Source organism: Arthrobacter sp. MA-N2 (genome assembly GCF_000517125.1).
Classification (GTDB): Bacteria; Actinomycetota; Actinomycetes; order Actinomycetales; family Micrococcaceae; genus Arthrobacter; species Arthrobacter methylotrophus.
In genome coordinates, this window is sequence record NZ_KI912156.1 from 274,634 (window position 1) to 290,935 (window position 16,302).

Sequence of the window (16,302 nt, forward strand, 5' to 3'; positions counted from 1 at the left end):
TGGCAGTTGTTGTCGTTCTCGGGGCTCAAAACGACAACAACTGCGAGCTACTTGGGAACCTGTGAGGCAGATGGGGACTTAGTAGCTGGAGGGGATTTCGCCGTCGGGGGTTGCGGGGATGAACGTGGCCGCGAGGGCTTCCGTACCCCGGGCGAGCAGCGCGACGTCGGCGCCGACCAGCACGAACGACGCCCCGGCGGCCATGTACGCCCGGGCCGTGGCCTCGTTGAAGGCGTTCACGCCCGCGGGTTTGCCTGCGGTCTTCGCCGCCGTGAGGCAGTGCTCGACGGCGGCGCGCACCTTCGGGTGTTCCTGCTGTCCCAGCACCCCCAGGGACGCGGCGAGATCGGAGGGCCCGAGGAAGATGGCGTCCACCCCGTCGACGGCCAGGATCTCCTGGACCGCGGCGACGGCCGCGCTGGTTTCGATCTGGACCGTGAGGCTGATGGTCTCGTTGGCGCGGTTGAGGTAGTCCGGGATCCGGTTCCAGCGCGCGGACCGGGCCAGGGCCGAGCCGACACCGCGCACACCCTGGGGCGGGTAGCGGGTCGCGGCCACCGCCGCTTCCGCCTCGGCCGCCGAGTTCACCATGGGGATCAGCAGGTTCTGCACACCCAAATCCAGGTACTGCTTGATCAGCACGGTCTCATTCACCGGTGGCCGGACCAGCGTGTGGACCGGGTAGCCGTTGACCGCCTGCAGCTGGGCCAGGACGGATTCCAGGCCGTTGGGGCTGTGTTCGGCGTCGATCAGCAACCAGTCCAACCCGGCCCCGGCACACAACTCGGCGATCAGCGGACTGCCGGAACACACCCACATCCCGGCCAGGGGCCGGCCCGCAGTGCCGCTTTGCTTCCGCAGGGCGTCGCGGAACGTGGGCTCTGGTTCTACTCGAAGCGGCATGTGATGACTCCCAGGTTTCCGTAGTCTGCATGGACGGTATCGCCCTTGGACACCCACATCGGCCGGGTGAACGAGCCGGCAAGGATGATGTCCCCGGCCTTCATCCCGTCCCCGTGCGCGGCGATCTTGTTCGCCAGCCAATGCACACCGTTCGCCGGGTGGTCCAGGACCCCGGCCGCGACGCCGGTCTCCTCCACCGTCTGGTTCTTATACAAGATCGCCGAGACCCAGCGCAGATCCACGGCCTCGGGCTTGACCGGGTTGCCGCCGATCACCATGGCACCCATCGCCGCGTTATCCGAAATGGTGTCCACGATGCTCCGGCCCTCCATCTCGATCCGCGAATCCAGGATCTCCAAGGCCGGAACCACATAGTCCGTCGCGTTCAGGACATCGAAGATCGTGCAACCAGGCCCGGAAAGGTCCCTCTTGAGCACGAACGCCAACTCCACCTCCACCCGGGGGTGGGTGTACCGGTCCCAAGCCACCGAGCAACCCGTTTCCAGCACCATGTCATCAAAAATCGCGCCATAATCCGGTTCCGTGATGCCCGTGGCCGCCTGCATCGCCCTGGACGTCAGCCCGATTTTCCGCCCCACCAATCTCCGGCCGGCGTCCTCGTTCCGGCGCCGCCACAACCGCTGCACCGCATAGGAATCCTCCACCGTCATGCCCGGATACCGGGCAGTCAACAACGGAACCGGGACCCGGGACCGGCCGGCCTCGAGCAGCTCATCCGCGATGGCCTCTATCGTCTTGGCATCCAGCATGGCTACAGCTGCGCTCCGAGTTTGAAGCCGACTTCCTCGCCCGGTTCGCGGGTGTAGGAGAAGCCGTCGGCGCCGACGGTGACGGCCATTTCGCTTTTGTCCTCGCGCTTGGTGATGGGCTGCGGGTTTCCGTCCAGGTCCAGGACGAGGGAGGCCTCGGTGTACCAGGAGGGGACTACGGGGTTGCCCCACCAGTCGCGACGCTGGTTGTCGTGGACGTCCCAGGTGATGACCGGGTTGTCCGGGTCCCCGGTGTAGTAGTCCTGGGTGTAGATCTCGATCCGGTGGCCGTCCGGGTCCAGGATGTACAGGTAGAAGGCGTTGGAGACGCCGTGCCGGCCGGGGCCGCGTTCGATCCGGTCGCTGATGCGCAGCGCGCCCATCTTGTCGCAGATCTGGATGATGTTGTGCTTTTCGTGCGTGGCGAAGGCGACGTGGTGCATGCGCGGGCCGTCGCCGCCGGTCAGGGCGGTGTCGTGCACGGTCTGCTTGCGGTGCATCCACGCGGCATAAGTGACGCCGTCGGAATCCTTGATGTCTTCCGAGACCCGGAAGCCGAGGTCCTCAAGGTACTTCCGGCCCCGCGGAACGTCGGGGGTGACCTGGTTGAAGTGGTCCAGGCGGACCAGTTCACCGGCGGTGTACAGGTCGTAGCGCTGGGTGAGGCGTTCGACGTGCTCCACGTCGTAGAAGAACTCGTAGGGGAAGCCCAGCGGGTCCTCGACGCGGACGGAGTCGCCGACGCCCTTTGTGAAGCCGTCCTTGCGGCGCTCAACCCGGCAGCCGAGCTCGCGGTAATAGGCCTCGGCGGCGTCCACTTCGGCGGGGGACTTCACCCGGTACGCGAAGGCCGCGACGGCGGGTATCGGTCCCTTGCGCAACACCAGGTTGTGGTGGATGAACTCCTCCAGGGAGCGCAGGTAGATGGTGTTCTCATCTTCTTCGGTGACATGCAGGCCTAGAAGGTCCACGTAGAACTCGCGGGACTTGGCGAGGTCCGTGACCACGATGTCCATGTAGGCGCAGCGGACGATGTCCGGGGCCGGGACGGAGGGCTTGGGAATGACGTTGTTCATGGGGTTCTCTCTTCTTTGAAAGGGTATTCAACACCCAACTGGCTTGCAGTAGTCGTCGTTTTGGAGGCTCAGAACGACAACAAGTGCGAGGTAGTTGGGCCGGCCGGACGCTTAGGCGCCGAATTTGGGTGTGTGGACCGCGCCGAGGGTGATGTGCACGGCTTGCTGGTCGGTGTAGAAATCGATGGAGCGGTAGCCGCCCTCGTGGCCCAGGCCCGAGGCTTTGACGCCGCCGAACGGGGTACGCAGGTCCCGGACGTTGTGCGAATTGAGCCACACCATGCCGGCTTCGACGTTCTGGGCGAAGTTGTGGGCCCGGGTCAGGTTCTGGGTCCAGATGTAGGCCGCCAGGCCGTATTTGGTGTTGTTCGCCAGGGCGAGGGCTTCGTCGTCGTTCTCGAACGGGGTGATCGCGACGACGGGGCCGAAGATCTCCTCCTGGAAGATCCGGGCCTCGGGCGCGACGTCGGCAAACACCGTGGGTGCGATGTAGTTGCCTTCGGGCAGGTGGTCGGGCCGTCCGCCGCCGGCAAGCAACCGCCCTTCGGTCTTGCCGATCTCCACGTAGGAGGCCACCTTTTCGTAGTGCTCGGGGTGAACGAGGGCGCCGACCTGGGTTTTGGGGTCGTGCGGGTCGCCGACGACGATGTTCTTCGCGCGGGCGGCGTACTTTTCGCAGAACTCGTCGTAGATGGCGCGTTCGACGAGGATCCGGGAGCCGGCGGTGCAGCGTTCCCCGTTGAGGGAGAAGACCCCGAACAGAGCCGAGTCGATCGCGGCGTCCAGGTCGGCGTCGGCGAATACGACGCACGGGGATTTCCCGCCGAGCTCCATGGACAGGCCCTTGAGGTTGGCCGCGGCATTGCGGAAGATCGTCTGGCCCGTGGTGGTCTCGCCCGTGAAGGAGATCAGGGGCACGTCCGGGTGCCTCACGAGGGCGTCGCCGGCTTCCTCGCCCAGGCCGTTGACCAGGTTGAACACACCGTCCGGCAGGCCCGCGTCCTTGAAGATAGTCGCCCACAGCGAGGCCGAAAGCGGGGTGAACTCGGCCGGCTTGAGGACCACGGTATTGCCCGTGGCCAGGGCCGGGGCGAGCTTCCAGGACTCCAGCATGAACGGGGTATTCCACGGCGTGATGAGGCCCGCGACGCCGATCGGCTTGCGGTTCACGTAGTTGATCTGGGCGCCGGGGACCTTCATGGCGTCGTCGAACTGGGCCACGATCAGGTCCGCGAAGAAGCGGAAGTTCTCCGCCGCCCGCAGCGCCTGGCCCTTGGCCTGGGTGATCGGCAGGCCGGTGTCGAAGGTCTCCAGTTCAGCGAGACGCTCTTCCTGGGCTTCGACGGCGTCGGCGATCCTGTTCAGGACCCGGGCACGTTCGCGCGGCTTCATCTTCGGCCACGGGCCGCTCTTGAAGGCTTCGCGGGCGGCAGCGACGGCGAGGTCGATGTCTTCCTTCTGGCCGGCGGCGGCGGTGGCGTAGTTGCTGTTGGATACGGGGTCCAGGACGTCGAAGGTCGCCCCACTGACCGAGTCAACGAACCGGCCGTTGATGAAGTGCTGGATGTGGGTGGGAAGGTCCTTCGGGACGTAATGGGTGGTGGTTTCTGGTGCAGTGAACGTCATTGTTTTTTCCTTAGTACTAGTCGCAACGCGGGGTCACTTACGGCCTATGTCGGGCCGTTTAATGGGCGCTAAGTGACCCCGCGTTGCTGTGTGCGAGGTACGCGTCGAGGGTGGCGCTGCGGTGCCGGCGTGCGGCCTTTTCGATGTCATCCGGGTTGCTTCCAGACTCGATGAGCTGCAGCAGCGCCTCATGTTCCTGAACGGATTCCTGGGCCCGGCCGGGGACGAAGCGGAAGGTCGAGGCCCTGATCGACGCGAGCCGGTTCCAGCCCCGGTGCACAAGGTCCAGGATGTGCGGATTGGGGCAGTGTTCAAAGAGGACGCTGTGGAAATCCTGGTTCAAAGCCGTGAAGCGGACCGGATCGAAATGCTCCAGGCAGTCCCGCATCTGCGCGTTCACCGCACGGGCCCGGGCTATGTCCGCCGCGCCGATCAGCGGCGCAGACAACGCGGTCGCCGCCCCTTCGACGATGCTCAGGGTCTGCATCGTATAGAGGTACTCGGTCGGGTCGATCCCGGACACCGTGGCGCCGACATTCCGCTCGAACTTCACGAGCCCCTCGGCCTCCAGACGGCGGATGGCCTCCCGGACCGGGACCACGCTGACGCCCAGGTCCTCGGCAATCTTGGCCAGCACCAGCCGATAACCCGGCGTATAGGTGCCCTCCACGATGCGCGCCTTCACGGCCGCATACGCCTGCTCGGACTTGCTCCCGGTCTTCTCGCCCAAGGCGAGGCTCCCGACGGCGGTTTCAGTCACTTTGGGCTCCTTTGCTCGTAGCGGGCACGCCACTGCGCGTTCATCGGATAAAGACCGTCCACGCTGTTGCCCTGCTTGACCATCTCGAAAATGAAGGCCTCTTCCTTCTCCTGCTCGATGCAATCGTCCACTAGCTCTTCGGCGAGGGCCGGCGGGATCACCAGGATGCCGTCCGAGTCCGCCACGATGATGTCCCCGGGCTGGACGGTCGCGCCTCCGCAGGCGATGGTGATGTCCGTGTCCCACGGGATGTGGCGTCGGCCCAGCACTGCCGGGTGCGGATTGGCGAAATAGGTGGGCATGTCCAGTCCTGCCACCGCCGTGTAGTCGCGCACCCCGCCGTCGGTGATGATGGCCGCAGCACCCCGGACCTGGGCACGCAGGGCCAGGATGTCCCCCACGGTCCCGGTGCCCTTTTCGCCCCGGGCTTCCATGACCAGGATTTCGCCCTCGTTCACGGAATCGATGGCCTTCTTCTGGGCATTGAAACCACCGCCATGGGTTGTGAACAGATCCTCGCGATTCGGGACATAGCGCAGCGTCCGGGCCAGACCGACGACGCGACGGTCCGGGCGAGTGGCCTGCAGACCGTCGATACTCACGTTGTTCAGCCCGCGCTTGCGCAACTGGCTGGACAGAGTGGCCGTGGCGACGCTTTCCAGTTTCTTCTTCAGCTCCGGGCTCAGGACCGGCGCGACGCTTTCCACGGGAGGCAAACCCGCCGCTTCCCGCGATCCGTACGCTTCCTCCCGCTGGGTGTCATCGGACTTGGGCCGGGCACCGAAGTCCGCGAACGCCGTCGTACCCTCCGTCACGGTGGTGGTCAGGCGGCCGCTGCTGAGGCCGCCAGCGGTGACCTCGACCTCGACGACGTCGCCCGGCTTCGCGACCGACGCCCCGGCCGGGGTGCCGGTCAGGATGATGTCGCCGGTTTCGAGCGTGAGGAGCTGGGAAAGATCAGCGACGAGGCGTGCAAAAGGGAACAGGAGGTCTTCGGTGGTGTCGTCCTGGACCAGCTGCCCGTTGTGCCAGGTGCGGATCCGCAGCGCGGAGGGGTCGACGTCGGCGGCCGGGATCAGCCCCGGGCCCACCGGAGTGAAACCATCCCCGCCCTTGGACCGGAGGTTGGAGCCCTTGTCCGCGTAGCGCAGCTCGTAAACGCCGAGGTCGTTGCTCGCCGTGACCCAGCCGACATGGCCCCAGGCGTCCTCCACACCGACCCGGCGCGCGGCCTTGCCGATGACAAGCGCAATCTCGCCCTCGTAACCAAGGAGTTCACAGCCGGCCGGGCGCTCCACCCGTGACCCGCTGAGCGCAAGGGAGGACGAAGGCTTCAGGAAATACGACGGCTGCTCGGGAGTGCGCCCACGCTGGGCCGCACGGCTCGGGTAGTTGATATGCACCGCGATGACCTTGCGGGCCGCGGCCAGGGTGTGGTCGGTGACCTGTTCCAAGTTTCACTCCTCATCGAGTACGAAATCGTATACGATAACTATTACCTAGGAATTTCGGGTCGTCAACCCCGTACTCTCGGGCACTTCCGGGATCACTTGTAACCTGCGCCACACCTGCCGTAGAGTTTTGGATCAAGGAGTTGTTTCGATAATAGAACTTTGCGTTCCATTATCGAACTAAAAGACGATAGATCACCACACAACGAAGTGAGGAAAGCCCGTGCAGTTCCATCACCACGGATACGTATCCGGTGACCCGCGAGTCCAAGCGGTTGCCGGCGTCGGAATCAACCGACCAGCAGACCTTCCCGACGAGGTCGATGTGCTCATCGTCGGCAGCGGGCCCGCGGGCATGCTCACCGCCGCACAGCTGTCCCAGTTCCCGGGCATCACCACACGGATCGTGGAGCGCCGCGACGGGAGGCTCGCAATTGGCCAGGCTGACGGCATCCAAGCCCGAAGTGTCGAGACCTTCCAGGCCTTCGGCTTCGCCGAGCGGATCATCGCAGAGGCGTACCGGATCACCGAGATGGCATTCTGGAAGCCGGACCCCGCCGACCCCTCGCGCATCAACCGGGCGGCCCGCGCCGTCGATGACGAAATGGGCATCAGCGAGTTCCCCCACCTCATCGTCAATCAGGCCCGTGTACTGGACTACTTCGCAGAGTTCATGGCGAACTCCCCCACTCGCATGTCACCCGACTACGGCTACGAGTTCCGCGGCCTCAATGTCACCGGCGAAGGCGACTACCCGGTCACCGTGACACTCCTCCACACGGCCGGTCCCCACGAGGGCCAAGAGCGCGTTGTCCGGGCCAAATACGTCGTCGGCGCTGACGGCGCGCGCAGCAAGGTGCGGGAATCGATCGGCTGCACGCTCGCCGGCGACCAAGCCAACCATGCCTGGGGCGTCATGGACGTCCTTGCCGTCACGGACTTCCCGGACATCCGCTTGAAGTGTGCCATCCAGGGCGAGGCAGGCAGCATCCTGCTGATCCCGCGCGAAGGCGGGCACCTCTTCCGCATGTACGTGGACCTCGGCGAAGTCGACTCCCATGACAAAGGCGCCGTCCGCAACACCTCCATCGAGGAAATTATCGCCAAGGCCAACGAAATCATCCATCCGTACACCCTCGATGTGCGAAACGTCGCCTGGCACAGCGTGTACGAAGTGGGCCACCGCCTCACGGACAGGTTCGACGACGTCCTGCCGGACGAGCGCGGCACCCGCACGCCGCGTGTGTTCATTACCGGCGACGCCTGCCACACCCATAGCGCCAAAGCCGGGCAGGGCATGAACGTTTCCATGCAGGACGGCTTCAACCTGGCGTGGAAGCTCGGGCACGTGCTGGAGGGCCGCAGCCCGGAGAGTCTGCTGTCCACGTACTCTGCCGAACGCCAGGTAATCGCGAAGAACCTCATCGACTTCGACAAACAGTGGTCCACGCTCATGGCGAAGAAGCCCGAGGAATTCGAAAACCCCTCCGAGCTTGAGGACTTCTATGTCAGCACCGCCGAATTCCCCGCCGGTTTCATGACCCAATACGCTCCGTCGCAGCTCATCGCCGAGCCCGCACACCAAGGCCTGGCAACCGGATTCACCATCGGAAAGCGCTTCAAGTCCGCGCCTGTGGTCCGGGTCTGCGACACCAACCCACTCCAGCTCGGCCACCAGGCCAAGGCGGACGGCCGCTGGCGGATCTACGTCTTCGCTGACGCGGCACCCGCCGTCACGGCACAACAGGAAACAGCACAACAGAGAACGGCACAACAGGAAACGGCACACGGGGCGCCCGTCGCCGACTTTGCCGAGTGGATCGCGAACTCACCGGACTCACCGCTGGCCGCAACGCCGTCGGGCGCTGACCGGGACGCATGGTTCGACGTGAAGGTGATCTACCAGCAAGACCACACCGGCGTTGACATCGGCGCCGTGCCGTCGGCGTTCAAGCCGCAAGTGGGGCCGTTCAAGCTCAGTTACCTCGAGAACGTCTACGCCACGGATCCGACGGCGGACATCTTTGAGTTGCGCGGCCTGGACCGTGGCGGCGTGGTGGTGGTGGTGCGTCCGGACCAGTACGTGGCGAACGTGCTGCCCTTGACCGCGACGGCGGAGCTCGCCGCGTTCTTCGCACCGATCCTTCGTGTCGGAGCGTCCGAAACAGTGTGAACCGTTGGAGCGGGGCGCCTCGATTGACCTGCGAACGGGTTCATTCTGTCCGTAGCTCGTCGTAGGGTACCGGCATGGACATCATCATGGTTCCCGGATTTTGGTTGGACGCCTCGTCGTGGTCGGAGGTCACGCCGCCGCTCGTTGCTGCGGGCCACACGGTGCACCCGCTTACCCTCCCTGGACTGGAGGCCATTGACGCCCCCCGGTCCGGCATCGGCCTCAGGGACCACATCGACGCAGTAGTGGCGGCTGTGGACGCAGTCGGCAATCCCGTGGTCCTGGTTGGCCACTCCGGCGGGGGTGCCATCATCCACGGCGCCGTCGACGCCCGCCCGGACCGTGTAGTCCGGGCTGTCTACGTGGACAGTGGCCCGCTCGGCGAAGGCGGTGTCATCAACGACGAACTGCCTGTTGAGGGCGATGCCGTGCCTTTGCCCCCTTGGGAGCTTTTCGAGGATGAAGACCTTGTGGACCTCAACGAAGAGCTGCGGACCGACTTCCGCGCCCGCGCCATCCCGGAGCCAAAGAATGTCGCCACGGACAAGCAGCACTTGCATGATGTTCGCCGCTACGACGTCCCCGCAACCATCATCGCGTGCGAGTTCCCCTCGAGCCTGCTCGCCGAATGGATCGACTCGGGCCACCCCTTTGTGGCCGAGCTCGCACGCATCAACGACGTCGAATTCATGGATGTGCCTACCGGACACTGGCCCCAATTCACCAAACCGGTTGAACTCGGGAAAGCCATTCTCGCTGCGGTTGAGCAGACCGGATAGGGCGCCCGCGGCCCGGACGGCCAGGTTTGAGCAAGACCCCCCCAATACGGACGTCCAGACACGGAACGACCCCCGCCGATTTTGTCGGCGGGGGTCGTTAGTGCGCCTTGCTTAGAGGAAATACCCCGAGACGTCCGCGATGAGTTGTGCGGTACCGGAGGAACGGTTGTACAGATTGACCTTTCCATCTGGTCCTATGGGAATAGCGACGCTATTAGGGACAATCTGTCCGGTGGCGTAGTTCAGGTTCGAGGCATTCGGGAGAGCTGCTCCCGAGGGATAGGCCGTGACAAAACCGAACGATGTCGAATTGGCAACTGTGAGGTTGAAGACCGTCGCTGCCGCGGTCGCCGGGACACCTCCAACTCCACCCACTTGGAACGAGATTGTTCCGTCCCCCGGCACAGCCGTGGTGTTCCTTGTATCAAGGAACCGGGTTGGGGCGATCGGCTGGAACGTACCCGGGAGAGTTGCTACGCCTGCCAGATAGTATCCCGAAACATCGGCTATGAGTTGCGCAGTGCCGGTGGACTGGTTGTACAGGGTGACCTTGCCATCTGCTCCAACCGGAACGGTGACGCTGTTCGGGACGATTTGTCCGGTGGCATAGTTCACGTTGGATGCGTTAGGTCTCGCGGCGCCAGAGGCGTAGGCCGTGACGAACCCGAATGAAGTTGGGTTCGCGACCGTCAAGTTAAAGGTCACCGCCGACACGCTTGCCGGTATTCCGCTGGCTCCGCCCACCTGGAACGATACGGTTCCGTTCGGAGCCACCGGCGTGGGGGTGCTCCTTGTATCAAGGAACCTGGTTGGCGCGATGGCTTGGAACGCTCCGGCGGCAGCAGCTGTTCCAGCGACGTAATACCCGGAAACATCGGCGATCAGCTGGGCGGTGCCGGTGGACTGGTTGTACAGCGTGACCTTGCCATCTGCCCCAACAGGAACCGTGACGCGGTTCGGGACAATTTGTCCGGTGGCATAGTTCACGTTGGATGCGTTAGGTCTCGCAGTGCCAGAGGCGTAGGCCGTGACGAACCCGAATGAAGTTGGGTTCGCGACCGTCAGGTTAAAGGTCACCGCCGACACGCTTGCCGGTATTCCGTTCACTCCACCGACCTGGAATGAGACTGTCCCGTTGGGAGCCACGGGGCCGCTGCTGATCCTGGTGTCGAGCAACCGCATCGGCGTCAAGGGCTGGAACGCGCCGGGCGGTAGCACGGCTTCCGTGAGGCTGTAGTCGTCCGTAACCAGCGTTCCCAAACTGGTAAGGGTCAGGGCCATAGTCATGGCAGTGGCACCGGCAGGCACGGGTGGAGAGGAATAGGTGACCTGGGTGTAGGCCGCGGAGGCAGGATAGAGCGGACTCGACGTCCAGTACTGCCAGTTGCCCTGGCCCAGTCTGTAGTAGAGCTCGAATTGGGTATTCGTCGTCGAGTTGTACCAAGCCGACATCGTGTATCTCTTGCCCGGCGTTACCGTTGGGGTGCATTGGCCCGTATCAAGTGGTGGCAGTATTTTGGCGTCACCGTCCGCGTAGGTGGTCATCACCAGTTGTTCGGCAGCGGTCCCGGTGTGGGCCGCGGCCACCGTGCTGTAGGTATAGGTGTTGTTGCCGTAGCCTCCCGGAACCCAACACGAAGGCGCCCCTCCCACGACAGGGCCGGCGGTCTCAAATCCGGGATTACGGAGCAGATTTCCGGACGTAATGGGCGCAGGCGGCGGCGGGCCGGCCGGATTGGTCTTTACAGTGCCGCCAATCACTTGGTCGACGGTTTTGACAATGATCCGTCCCGCGGCCTGCTCGGCCACCAGAAAATCAATGAGGGAATTGAAGTTTGCGGTAGTCACGTTGAGCGGGTTATTCGCGACGTTGATGTGGTGGAAGGTGTATTGCATCCAGCCGCCGGCAGGCTCGGCTTTGAGGGTCAGGTCCTCCAAATTCTGCAGCGTCCATGTGCTGTCGACTTGGTCCGGCGCCTTCGTGAGATAGGGGTCCGCGGGAGGCATGGTCTCGGCGAGGGGCATACCCGCTGATGCAGGAATCTGGCTAGCGATATCACCCAGTCCACGAGCGCTGTTGTATCCGCAACCTTGAACAATGGTCTCTATAGCCGGGGTTGACGAGGCGTATGGGTATGCAAAGTTCGTTACGCGCAACCCCATGTTTGTCAGGTTTGTGCGGTCATCGCAAACCTGGCGGGTAACCTCACCCGCGTCAGCCTGGGCGAGGTCGGGGTGGGTGATGGTGTGTCCCCCAATCTCATTTCCCGCTGCCTGAAGCGCGAGAGCCTGCGCAGTTGTCATGTGCAGGCTGTCGGAGTTTAGAAAGCCTGACGGCGTATAGAACGTTCCGTGAAGGCCTTTGGAGTTCATATAGGCCGCGGCAGCCATCTGATCGACGTGGGCATCATCGAACGTAAGGGTCACGGTGACGAGGCTGGCCGCCTGGGCCGCCGGTGCCAGCAGGACCACGTTGAAGAATGTCGCCAGAACAAATAGCGCCGTGCCCATGGCAGCGGCCGCGGTCCAGTGGGTTCTGTGAATTTTCCATGGCCAGCCCCGTTCCGGGACCAAAGCAACCGTCCACCGGTCTGCCCCCGCAGAGGTTTGTTGGAATAGCGTGTCGCTCTGCCTGGATCGTTGCATGGGACCGAACTCGATTCACAACTGCGGCCCGTCCCCACGTCCTGCCAGGATATGGCCCGAACGAACCTGAACGGGCATTCTCTCCGCCACCTGAACGCTCCAGTGGCCGACGCTCCCCAAGCTACTTTCGTTTCCAAGCCTCGGATTGAGTGGCCGCTACCTGTCTTTCGGGGCCACCACTCTAGTTTCACGGGTATCCCCCGGCATCAAGTAAGGAGAGACGTTCAGCGTCGAAAGCCGCAAGGCAGACGGGCTAGTCGCCCACGCAACCGGCGTGTACAGTCGTTTTTCGCAGCCCCTTTCGGTCAGGCTCGCCCGACCGGGTCCGAGGAGTAAGGAGTGCTTGTGACGCTGCCTGCAGTCGACAAACGCGAACAGCCCACACACGAGCACAAGAACCCGGCCCGCGGCCTTGCGTCGAAGTCTGCTGTCCGGCTGGTCGTCGGCCTCGCCATCGTTGCGCTCTTCGCGGTCGTGCGGGTGCTCGCCCCGCGAGCGTCAGGATCCTTTGTACTTCCCGACGCCGCCCGCGACTTTGCCACGCTGTCAATCAGTGTGGTCATCGAGTCCCTTCCCTTCGTTTTCCTCGGGATTGTCCTCTCGATCGCCGTCCAGGTCTGGCTGCCGGACGGCGTCCTGCTGCGTCGACTACCACGGAGCCCGCTCTTGCGGAGGCTGGTCCTTTCGCTTCTGGGCATGCTGCTACCGGTCTGTGAGTGCGGGAATGTTCCCCTGGCTCGGGGATTGGTGGTCAAGGGCCTCACGGTTGCGGAGTCGATGACTTTCCTGTTCGCTGCCCCCATCCTGAACCCCGTGACCATCGTCACCACCGCGCAGGCATTTGGCTGGGACAACGGCATCCTGGTCTCACGGGTCCTTGGTGGTTTCTTTATTGCAAACCTTGTCGGTTGGATCTACAGCAGGCATCCGCGCCCCCAGGACCTGCTGACTACCCGCTTCCAGGAGACATGTACCGTGGCGGACCACCAGAGCGGCCCGGCCGGGAAGGTGCGGCGCAGCGTGCAGATGTTCTCTCAGGAGACGCGCGCGATGATGCCTGCCTTGTTTGTTGGAGCAGGCATGGCGGGGCTGATCCAGGTAGCCGTCTCCCGCGAAGTGTTGGTTACCCTGGGCAGCAATCCCGTCTGGTCTGTCCTGGCCTTGATGCTGTTGGCGTTCGTCGTCGCGATCTGCTCAAACGTGGATGCTTTCTTTATCCTTTCGTTCGGAGCAACGTTCATGCCGGGAGGCATCGTGGCCTTCCTCGTCTTCGGTCCGATGATCGACGTGAAGATGCTCGCCCTGATGCGGACCACCTTCACCGCGAAAACCCTTCTTCAGCTCAGCCTTCTGGTTGCGCTATGCGCGGCCGTCCTCGGATTGGCGGTCAATTATGGTCATTAGGCGCCTCGTAGCCCGCTGGCAGGGTGTGGTTCTCAGCCTGATCGGCCTCATCGCCACGATCTGGCTGGGTCTGACGGGGCAGCTTGCCTTGTATATCCATCCACGATATTTCGTGTTCACGATCATCATGGCAGTGATCGCCGCCGTCCTTGCCCTGGCGGCCTTCGCATTCGCTCCCACGGCCCAGGACGGGCACGACCACGAACACGACGAGGAGAGGGATTCCCGGTGGGCCTGGCTGTGGCCTGTCGGAAGCGTGCTGACCATCATCGCCGCGGTCGTCGCTTTGCTGATCCTGCCGCCGTCGACTCTAACCACGGCAACGGTCACCCAGCGCGACCTCAATGGCTCAGCGTCCGCCCTCACGCTGAAAGCACCCGCGCTGCCGAGCAAGGGAGACTACTCCGCTTTCACGGTGAGGGACTGGGCATCGTTGCTTCGATCCGGTGCCGGGCAGGACTTTTTCGCCGACAAGACCGCCACCGTCACCGGTTTTATCACTCCCGATAAGAGTGATTCCAATGTTTTCTTCGTGGCCCGATTTGTGGTGACCTGCTGTGCAGTTGATGCCCAACCGATTGGAGTTCCCGTCTATCACCCTGGGTGGCAGGACCAGTACAAAACCGACAGCTGGGTCACAATCTCCAGCAGCTTCCGGGCCAATCCCAACCCCGCCAGCCGCGAGGCAATCGTTTTGATGCCGGATTCCATCACCCCCACCACACAGCCGGCGCAGCCCTATGTCTACTAAGCGCCGTCCCGTCTCGGCCAAGCGGACTGCAGCCATCGCGGCGGCGGCCGAGCTCCTGGCCGGACGCCGCTTCGCCCGTCGCCTCTACGGCACCATCGCGATCCTCGCCCTCCTTGCCGGCGGCCTGACCGCCGCGGACCTTTCGAAGCTGCCGCACCCTAACTCCACCTCGGCCCTCGCCCGCTCCGCCACCCCCGCGGCGTTCGCCCTGTACAGCCTGCAAAGGGAAACCGCGAAAGACAGCACGGGGCTGAAGAAGCCGGACACCATCGTCGGCACAAGCCTCTCCGGGAGCGACCAGGGCACTGTCGTCGTCAGCGCCCACCGCATCCAGGAGTATGCCGCCCTCACCTCCGCCCTCGCCGTCGTCACACTCAACGACGACAACACGAGTTCGCTCGAGATCGTCCCCCTCACGGGCGGGCCGCCCACGCTTGTTCCGTTGCCGAGCCTGGGGACCGTGGGCAACCTTCACGCAGCGGGATCCAATCACCTCATAGGTTTCACTTTCACTGCTTCGTCCACCACCGGGCAGTACTGGAATACACTCTTCGTCTACGACATCAATGATCCATCTGCGGGTCCGCAGGCGGTCCAGGGAATCCACGGTCCTGTCTCAGCCGCGGACTGGCGATTTGTTCCGGGAGCGGCCACATTGGTTGCGCGGACAGATGACGGGTCCACGTTTCTCATTGACCCGCTGGACAGCGGCAAGGTATCGCCCCTGGGGACGCACGCTGGGATCCTCGGGTTCCCCGGAACGAACGAGCTCGCCGTGAGCGACCCGGGGTTGAAGGTGGGCATTGACCCGCCACGGTACTCGATCATCAATCTCTCCAACGGCGCCCTCGCGCCGCTGACCCTCGCGGGAGGCGCTCCGCCCGACAACACCAAAAGCGGCACCACCGCCGACGGCCAGCCCTTGGTCCTCGATAGTTCCGGCCAGTACGCGCAGGTGGTGAGAAAGTACGACGCCGGGAAGGAGACCTCTGACATTACTCTCACCGACAAGAACGGCACTCGCGTGCTCTACCAGCCTGCAGCCGAATGGTCCCGCCTCCTGGATGTATGCGTTTCTCCGGCGCGTGACTACCTCGCGGTCGAAACGGCCGCCCCGCAATATGTCGGCGACCAATATCCCGTCCGCCCCGAACCGTCCCCCATGCGGACTGACCTCGTGAACCTGAAATCTGGCACGGTCCTGAAAAGCGTTCCCGGGTTTCTCCCGAGCTGGTGCGGCTGAACGAACTGGGCAAACGGACGGCTCGGCGGCCTTGAACGTGTCTGCCGAACTCGACGCAAAAATGGCCCGCCGACACGGAAAAGGTCTCACGACCCCCGAATATGAGCCGCGCCATGGACTATCCGCGGCGCCAGTCAATTACAGTGTCGCTGGGGCCTCAACGGCCACGCGAGCTGCAGGACATGCGCCGCCAGACGGGCTCAATCGCCCAACTGCTCCAGGATCCGGGCCAGTTCGGCACGATCCCCTGCACTGAGCCGGGCAAAGTACTCGGAAGACTTGCCACGCCGTTCGGCACTGATTTTCGCAAAGAGTTCCTGCCCTGTTGCCGTGGCGGCGAGCAGGGTGGCGCGACGGTCCGTGGGATCGGCGGTTCGGCACACGAGACCCTTGAGCTCGAGCTGGTCCACTACCTCGGTGGCGGAACGCGGTGCAATACGCAGCCGTTCCGCCAGGTCCTTCAGTCGCATGGGGTTCCCAGCCGGTGCGTCGATTCCCGCCGTGGCATCCTGCCTCCGCATCAGGGTCATGAGCGCCCGCCATTGGTGCGGTGTCAGCTCCCAAGGCGACAGTTGCTCGGCCCAGGTCCGGCGCAGCCCTCGGAAAGCGGCATGAAAGAGATCGCCGAGATCGGCAGGGTCAGAGGGCTGTGAGTGCATGCAGCTAGTCTAGCAATTTGACCCGCAACCACATAGTGAGGTAACCTCTGTATTAGCAGCA

General features: G+C 63.9%; 13 protein-coding genes. 5 read left to right on the forward strand and 8 right to left on the reverse strand.

The annotated features are described in order from the left end of the window. Window positions 1–78: 78 nt before the first annotated feature. From A3M3_RS0119510 to A3M3_RS0119535, 6 genes are all read right to left on the reverse strand, one after another. Window positions 79–903 (reverse strand): HpcH/HpaI aldolase family protein, encoded by an 825-nt coding sequence (locus tag A3M3_RS0119510; protein WP_028267755.1) that lies wholly within the window; start codon window positions 901–903, stop codon window positions 79–81. Further along, window positions 888–1,673 carry a 2-oxo-hept-4-ene-1,7-dioate hydratase gene (hpaH, locus tag A3M3_RS0119515; RefSeq protein ID WP_028267756.1) on the reverse strand — a complete coding sequence of 262 codons (786 nt, stop codon included), beginning with the start codon at window positions 1,671–1,673 and terminating at the stop codon, window positions 888–890. The genes A3M3_RS0119510 and hpaH overlap by 16 nt, the downstream gene beginning before the upstream one ends. Before the next feature lie 2 nt (window positions 1,674–1,675). Then, a complete protein-coding gene (gene hpaD / locus A3M3_RS0119520) occupies window positions 1,676–2,749 on the reverse strand; it encodes a 3,4-dihydroxyphenylacetate 2,3-dioxygenase (RefSeq protein WP_028267757.1) in 1,074 nt (357 codons plus the stop codon). 111 nt (window positions 2,750–2,860) lie between these two features. Next, window positions 2,861–4,375: a 5-carboxymethyl-2-hydroxymuconate semialdehyde dehydrogenase gene (gene hpaE / locus A3M3_RS0119525; RefSeq protein WP_028267758.1), complete on the reverse strand. Its 1,515-nt coding sequence runs from the start codon at window positions 4,373–4,375 to the stop codon at window positions 2,861–2,863. Between the two features lie 58 nt (window positions 4,376–4,433). Then, window positions 4,434–5,135, reverse strand: coding sequence for a GntR family transcriptional regulator (locus tag A3M3_RS0119530; protein WP_028267759.1), 702 nt, complete (start codon window positions 5,133–5,135; stop codon window positions 4,434–4,436). Further along, window positions 5,132–6,589, reverse strand: coding sequence for a fumarylacetoacetate hydrolase family protein (locus A3M3_RS0119535; RefSeq protein ID WP_028267760.1), 1,458 nt, complete (start codon window positions 6,587–6,589; stop codon window positions 5,132–5,134). The genes A3M3_RS0119530 and A3M3_RS0119535 overlap by 4 nt, the downstream gene beginning before the upstream one ends. Before the next feature lie 220 nt (window positions 6,590–6,809). Between A3M3_RS0119535 and A3M3_RS0119540 the strand changes: the two genes are divergently transcribed. Beyond that, window positions 6,810–8,759, forward strand: a complete 1,950-nt coding sequence (locus A3M3_RS0119540; protein WP_028267761.1) for an FAD-binding monooxygenase — start codon at window positions 6,810–6,812, stop codon at window positions 8,757–8,759. A 74-nt stretch (window positions 8,760–8,833) separates the two neighbouring features. Then, window positions 8,834–9,538, forward strand: coding sequence for an alpha/beta fold hydrolase (locus A3M3_RS0119545; RefSeq protein ID WP_028267762.1), 705 nt, complete (start codon window positions 8,834–8,836; stop codon window positions 9,536–9,538). Between the two features lie 111 nt (window positions 9,539–9,649). Here the strand turns inward: A3M3_RS0119545 and A3M3_RS27105 are convergent, their stop codons facing one another. Then, entirely contained in the window at window positions 9,650–12,049 is a 2,400-nt protein-coding gene (locus A3M3_RS27105) for a polysaccharide deacetylase family protein (RefSeq protein WP_051423405.1), read from the reverse strand. A gap of 486 nt (window positions 12,050–12,535) precedes the next feature. On the opposite strand from A3M3_RS27105, the gene A3M3_RS0119555 reads away from it, so the two are divergent. The 3 genes from A3M3_RS0119555 to A3M3_RS0119565 are packed head-to-tail and all read left to right on the forward strand — an operon-like array spanning window position 12,536 to window position 15,582. Continuing rightward, window positions 12,536–13,588 carry a permease gene (locus A3M3_RS0119555; RefSeq protein WP_028267763.1) on the forward strand — a complete coding sequence of 351 codons (1,053 nt, stop codon included), beginning with the start codon at window positions 12,536–12,538 and terminating at the stop codon, window positions 13,586–13,588. Next, window positions 13,578–14,339: a TIGR03943 family putative permease subunit gene (locus A3M3_RS0119560; protein WP_035743384.1), complete on the forward strand. Its 762-nt coding sequence runs from the start codon at window positions 13,578–13,580 to the stop codon at window positions 14,337–14,339. The genes A3M3_RS0119555 and A3M3_RS0119560 overlap by 11 nt, the downstream gene beginning before the upstream one ends. Next, a complete protein-coding gene (locus A3M3_RS0119565; RefSeq protein ID WP_028267765.1) occupies window positions 14,329–15,582 on the forward strand; it encodes a hypothetical protein in 1,254 nt (417 codons plus the stop codon). The genes A3M3_RS0119560 and A3M3_RS0119565 overlap by 11 nt, the downstream gene beginning before the upstream one ends. A 200-nt stretch (window positions 15,583–15,782) precedes the next feature. Here A3M3_RS0119565 and A3M3_RS0119570 read toward each other — a convergent pair whose 3' ends face one another. Further along, window positions 15,783–16,241, reverse strand: a complete 459-nt coding sequence (locus tag A3M3_RS0119570; protein ID WP_028267766.1) for a MarR family winged helix-turn-helix transcriptional regulator — start codon at window positions 16,239–16,241, stop codon at window positions 15,783–15,785. Between the last annotated feature and the right edge of the window lie 61 nt (window positions 16,242–16,302).

Bases quoted from the DNA above. Each gene is read 5' to 3' on its own strand.
- A3M3_RS0119510 (WP_028267755.1), bottom strand. From the start codon at position 903: ATGCCGCTTCGAGTAGAACCAGAGCCCACGTTCCGCGACGCCCTGCGG.
- A3M3_RS0119545 (WP_028267762.1), top strand. From the start codon at position 8,834: ATGGACATCATCATGGTTCCCGGATTTTGGTTGGACGCCTCGTCGTGG.
- hpaD (WP_028267757.1), bottom strand. From the start codon at position 2,749: ATGAACAACGTCATTCCCAAGCCCTCCGTCCCGGCCCCGGACATCGTC.
- A3M3_RS0119570 (WP_028267766.1), bottom strand. From the start codon at position 16,241: ATGCACTCACAGCCCTCTGACCCTGCCGATCTCGGCGATCTCTTTCAT.
- A3M3_RS27105 (WP_051423405.1), bottom strand. From the start codon at position 12,049: ATGGGCACGGCGCTATTTGTTCTGGCGACATTCTTCAACGTGGTCCTG.
- A3M3_RS0119565 (WP_028267765.1), top strand. From the start codon at position 14,329: ATGTCTACTAAGCGCCGTCCCGTCTCGGCCAAGCGGACTGCAGCCATC.
- hpaH (WP_028267756.1), bottom strand. From the start codon at position 1,673: ATGCTGGATGCCAAGACGATAGAGGCCATCGCGGATGAGCTGCTCGAG.
- hpaE (WP_028267758.1), bottom strand. From the start codon at position 4,375: ATGACGTTCACTGCACCAGAAACCACCACCCATTACGTCCCGAAGGAC.
- A3M3_RS0119560 (WP_035743384.1), top strand. From the start codon at position 13,578: ATGGTCATTAGGCGCCTCGTAGCCCGCTGGCAGGGTGTGGTTCTCAGC.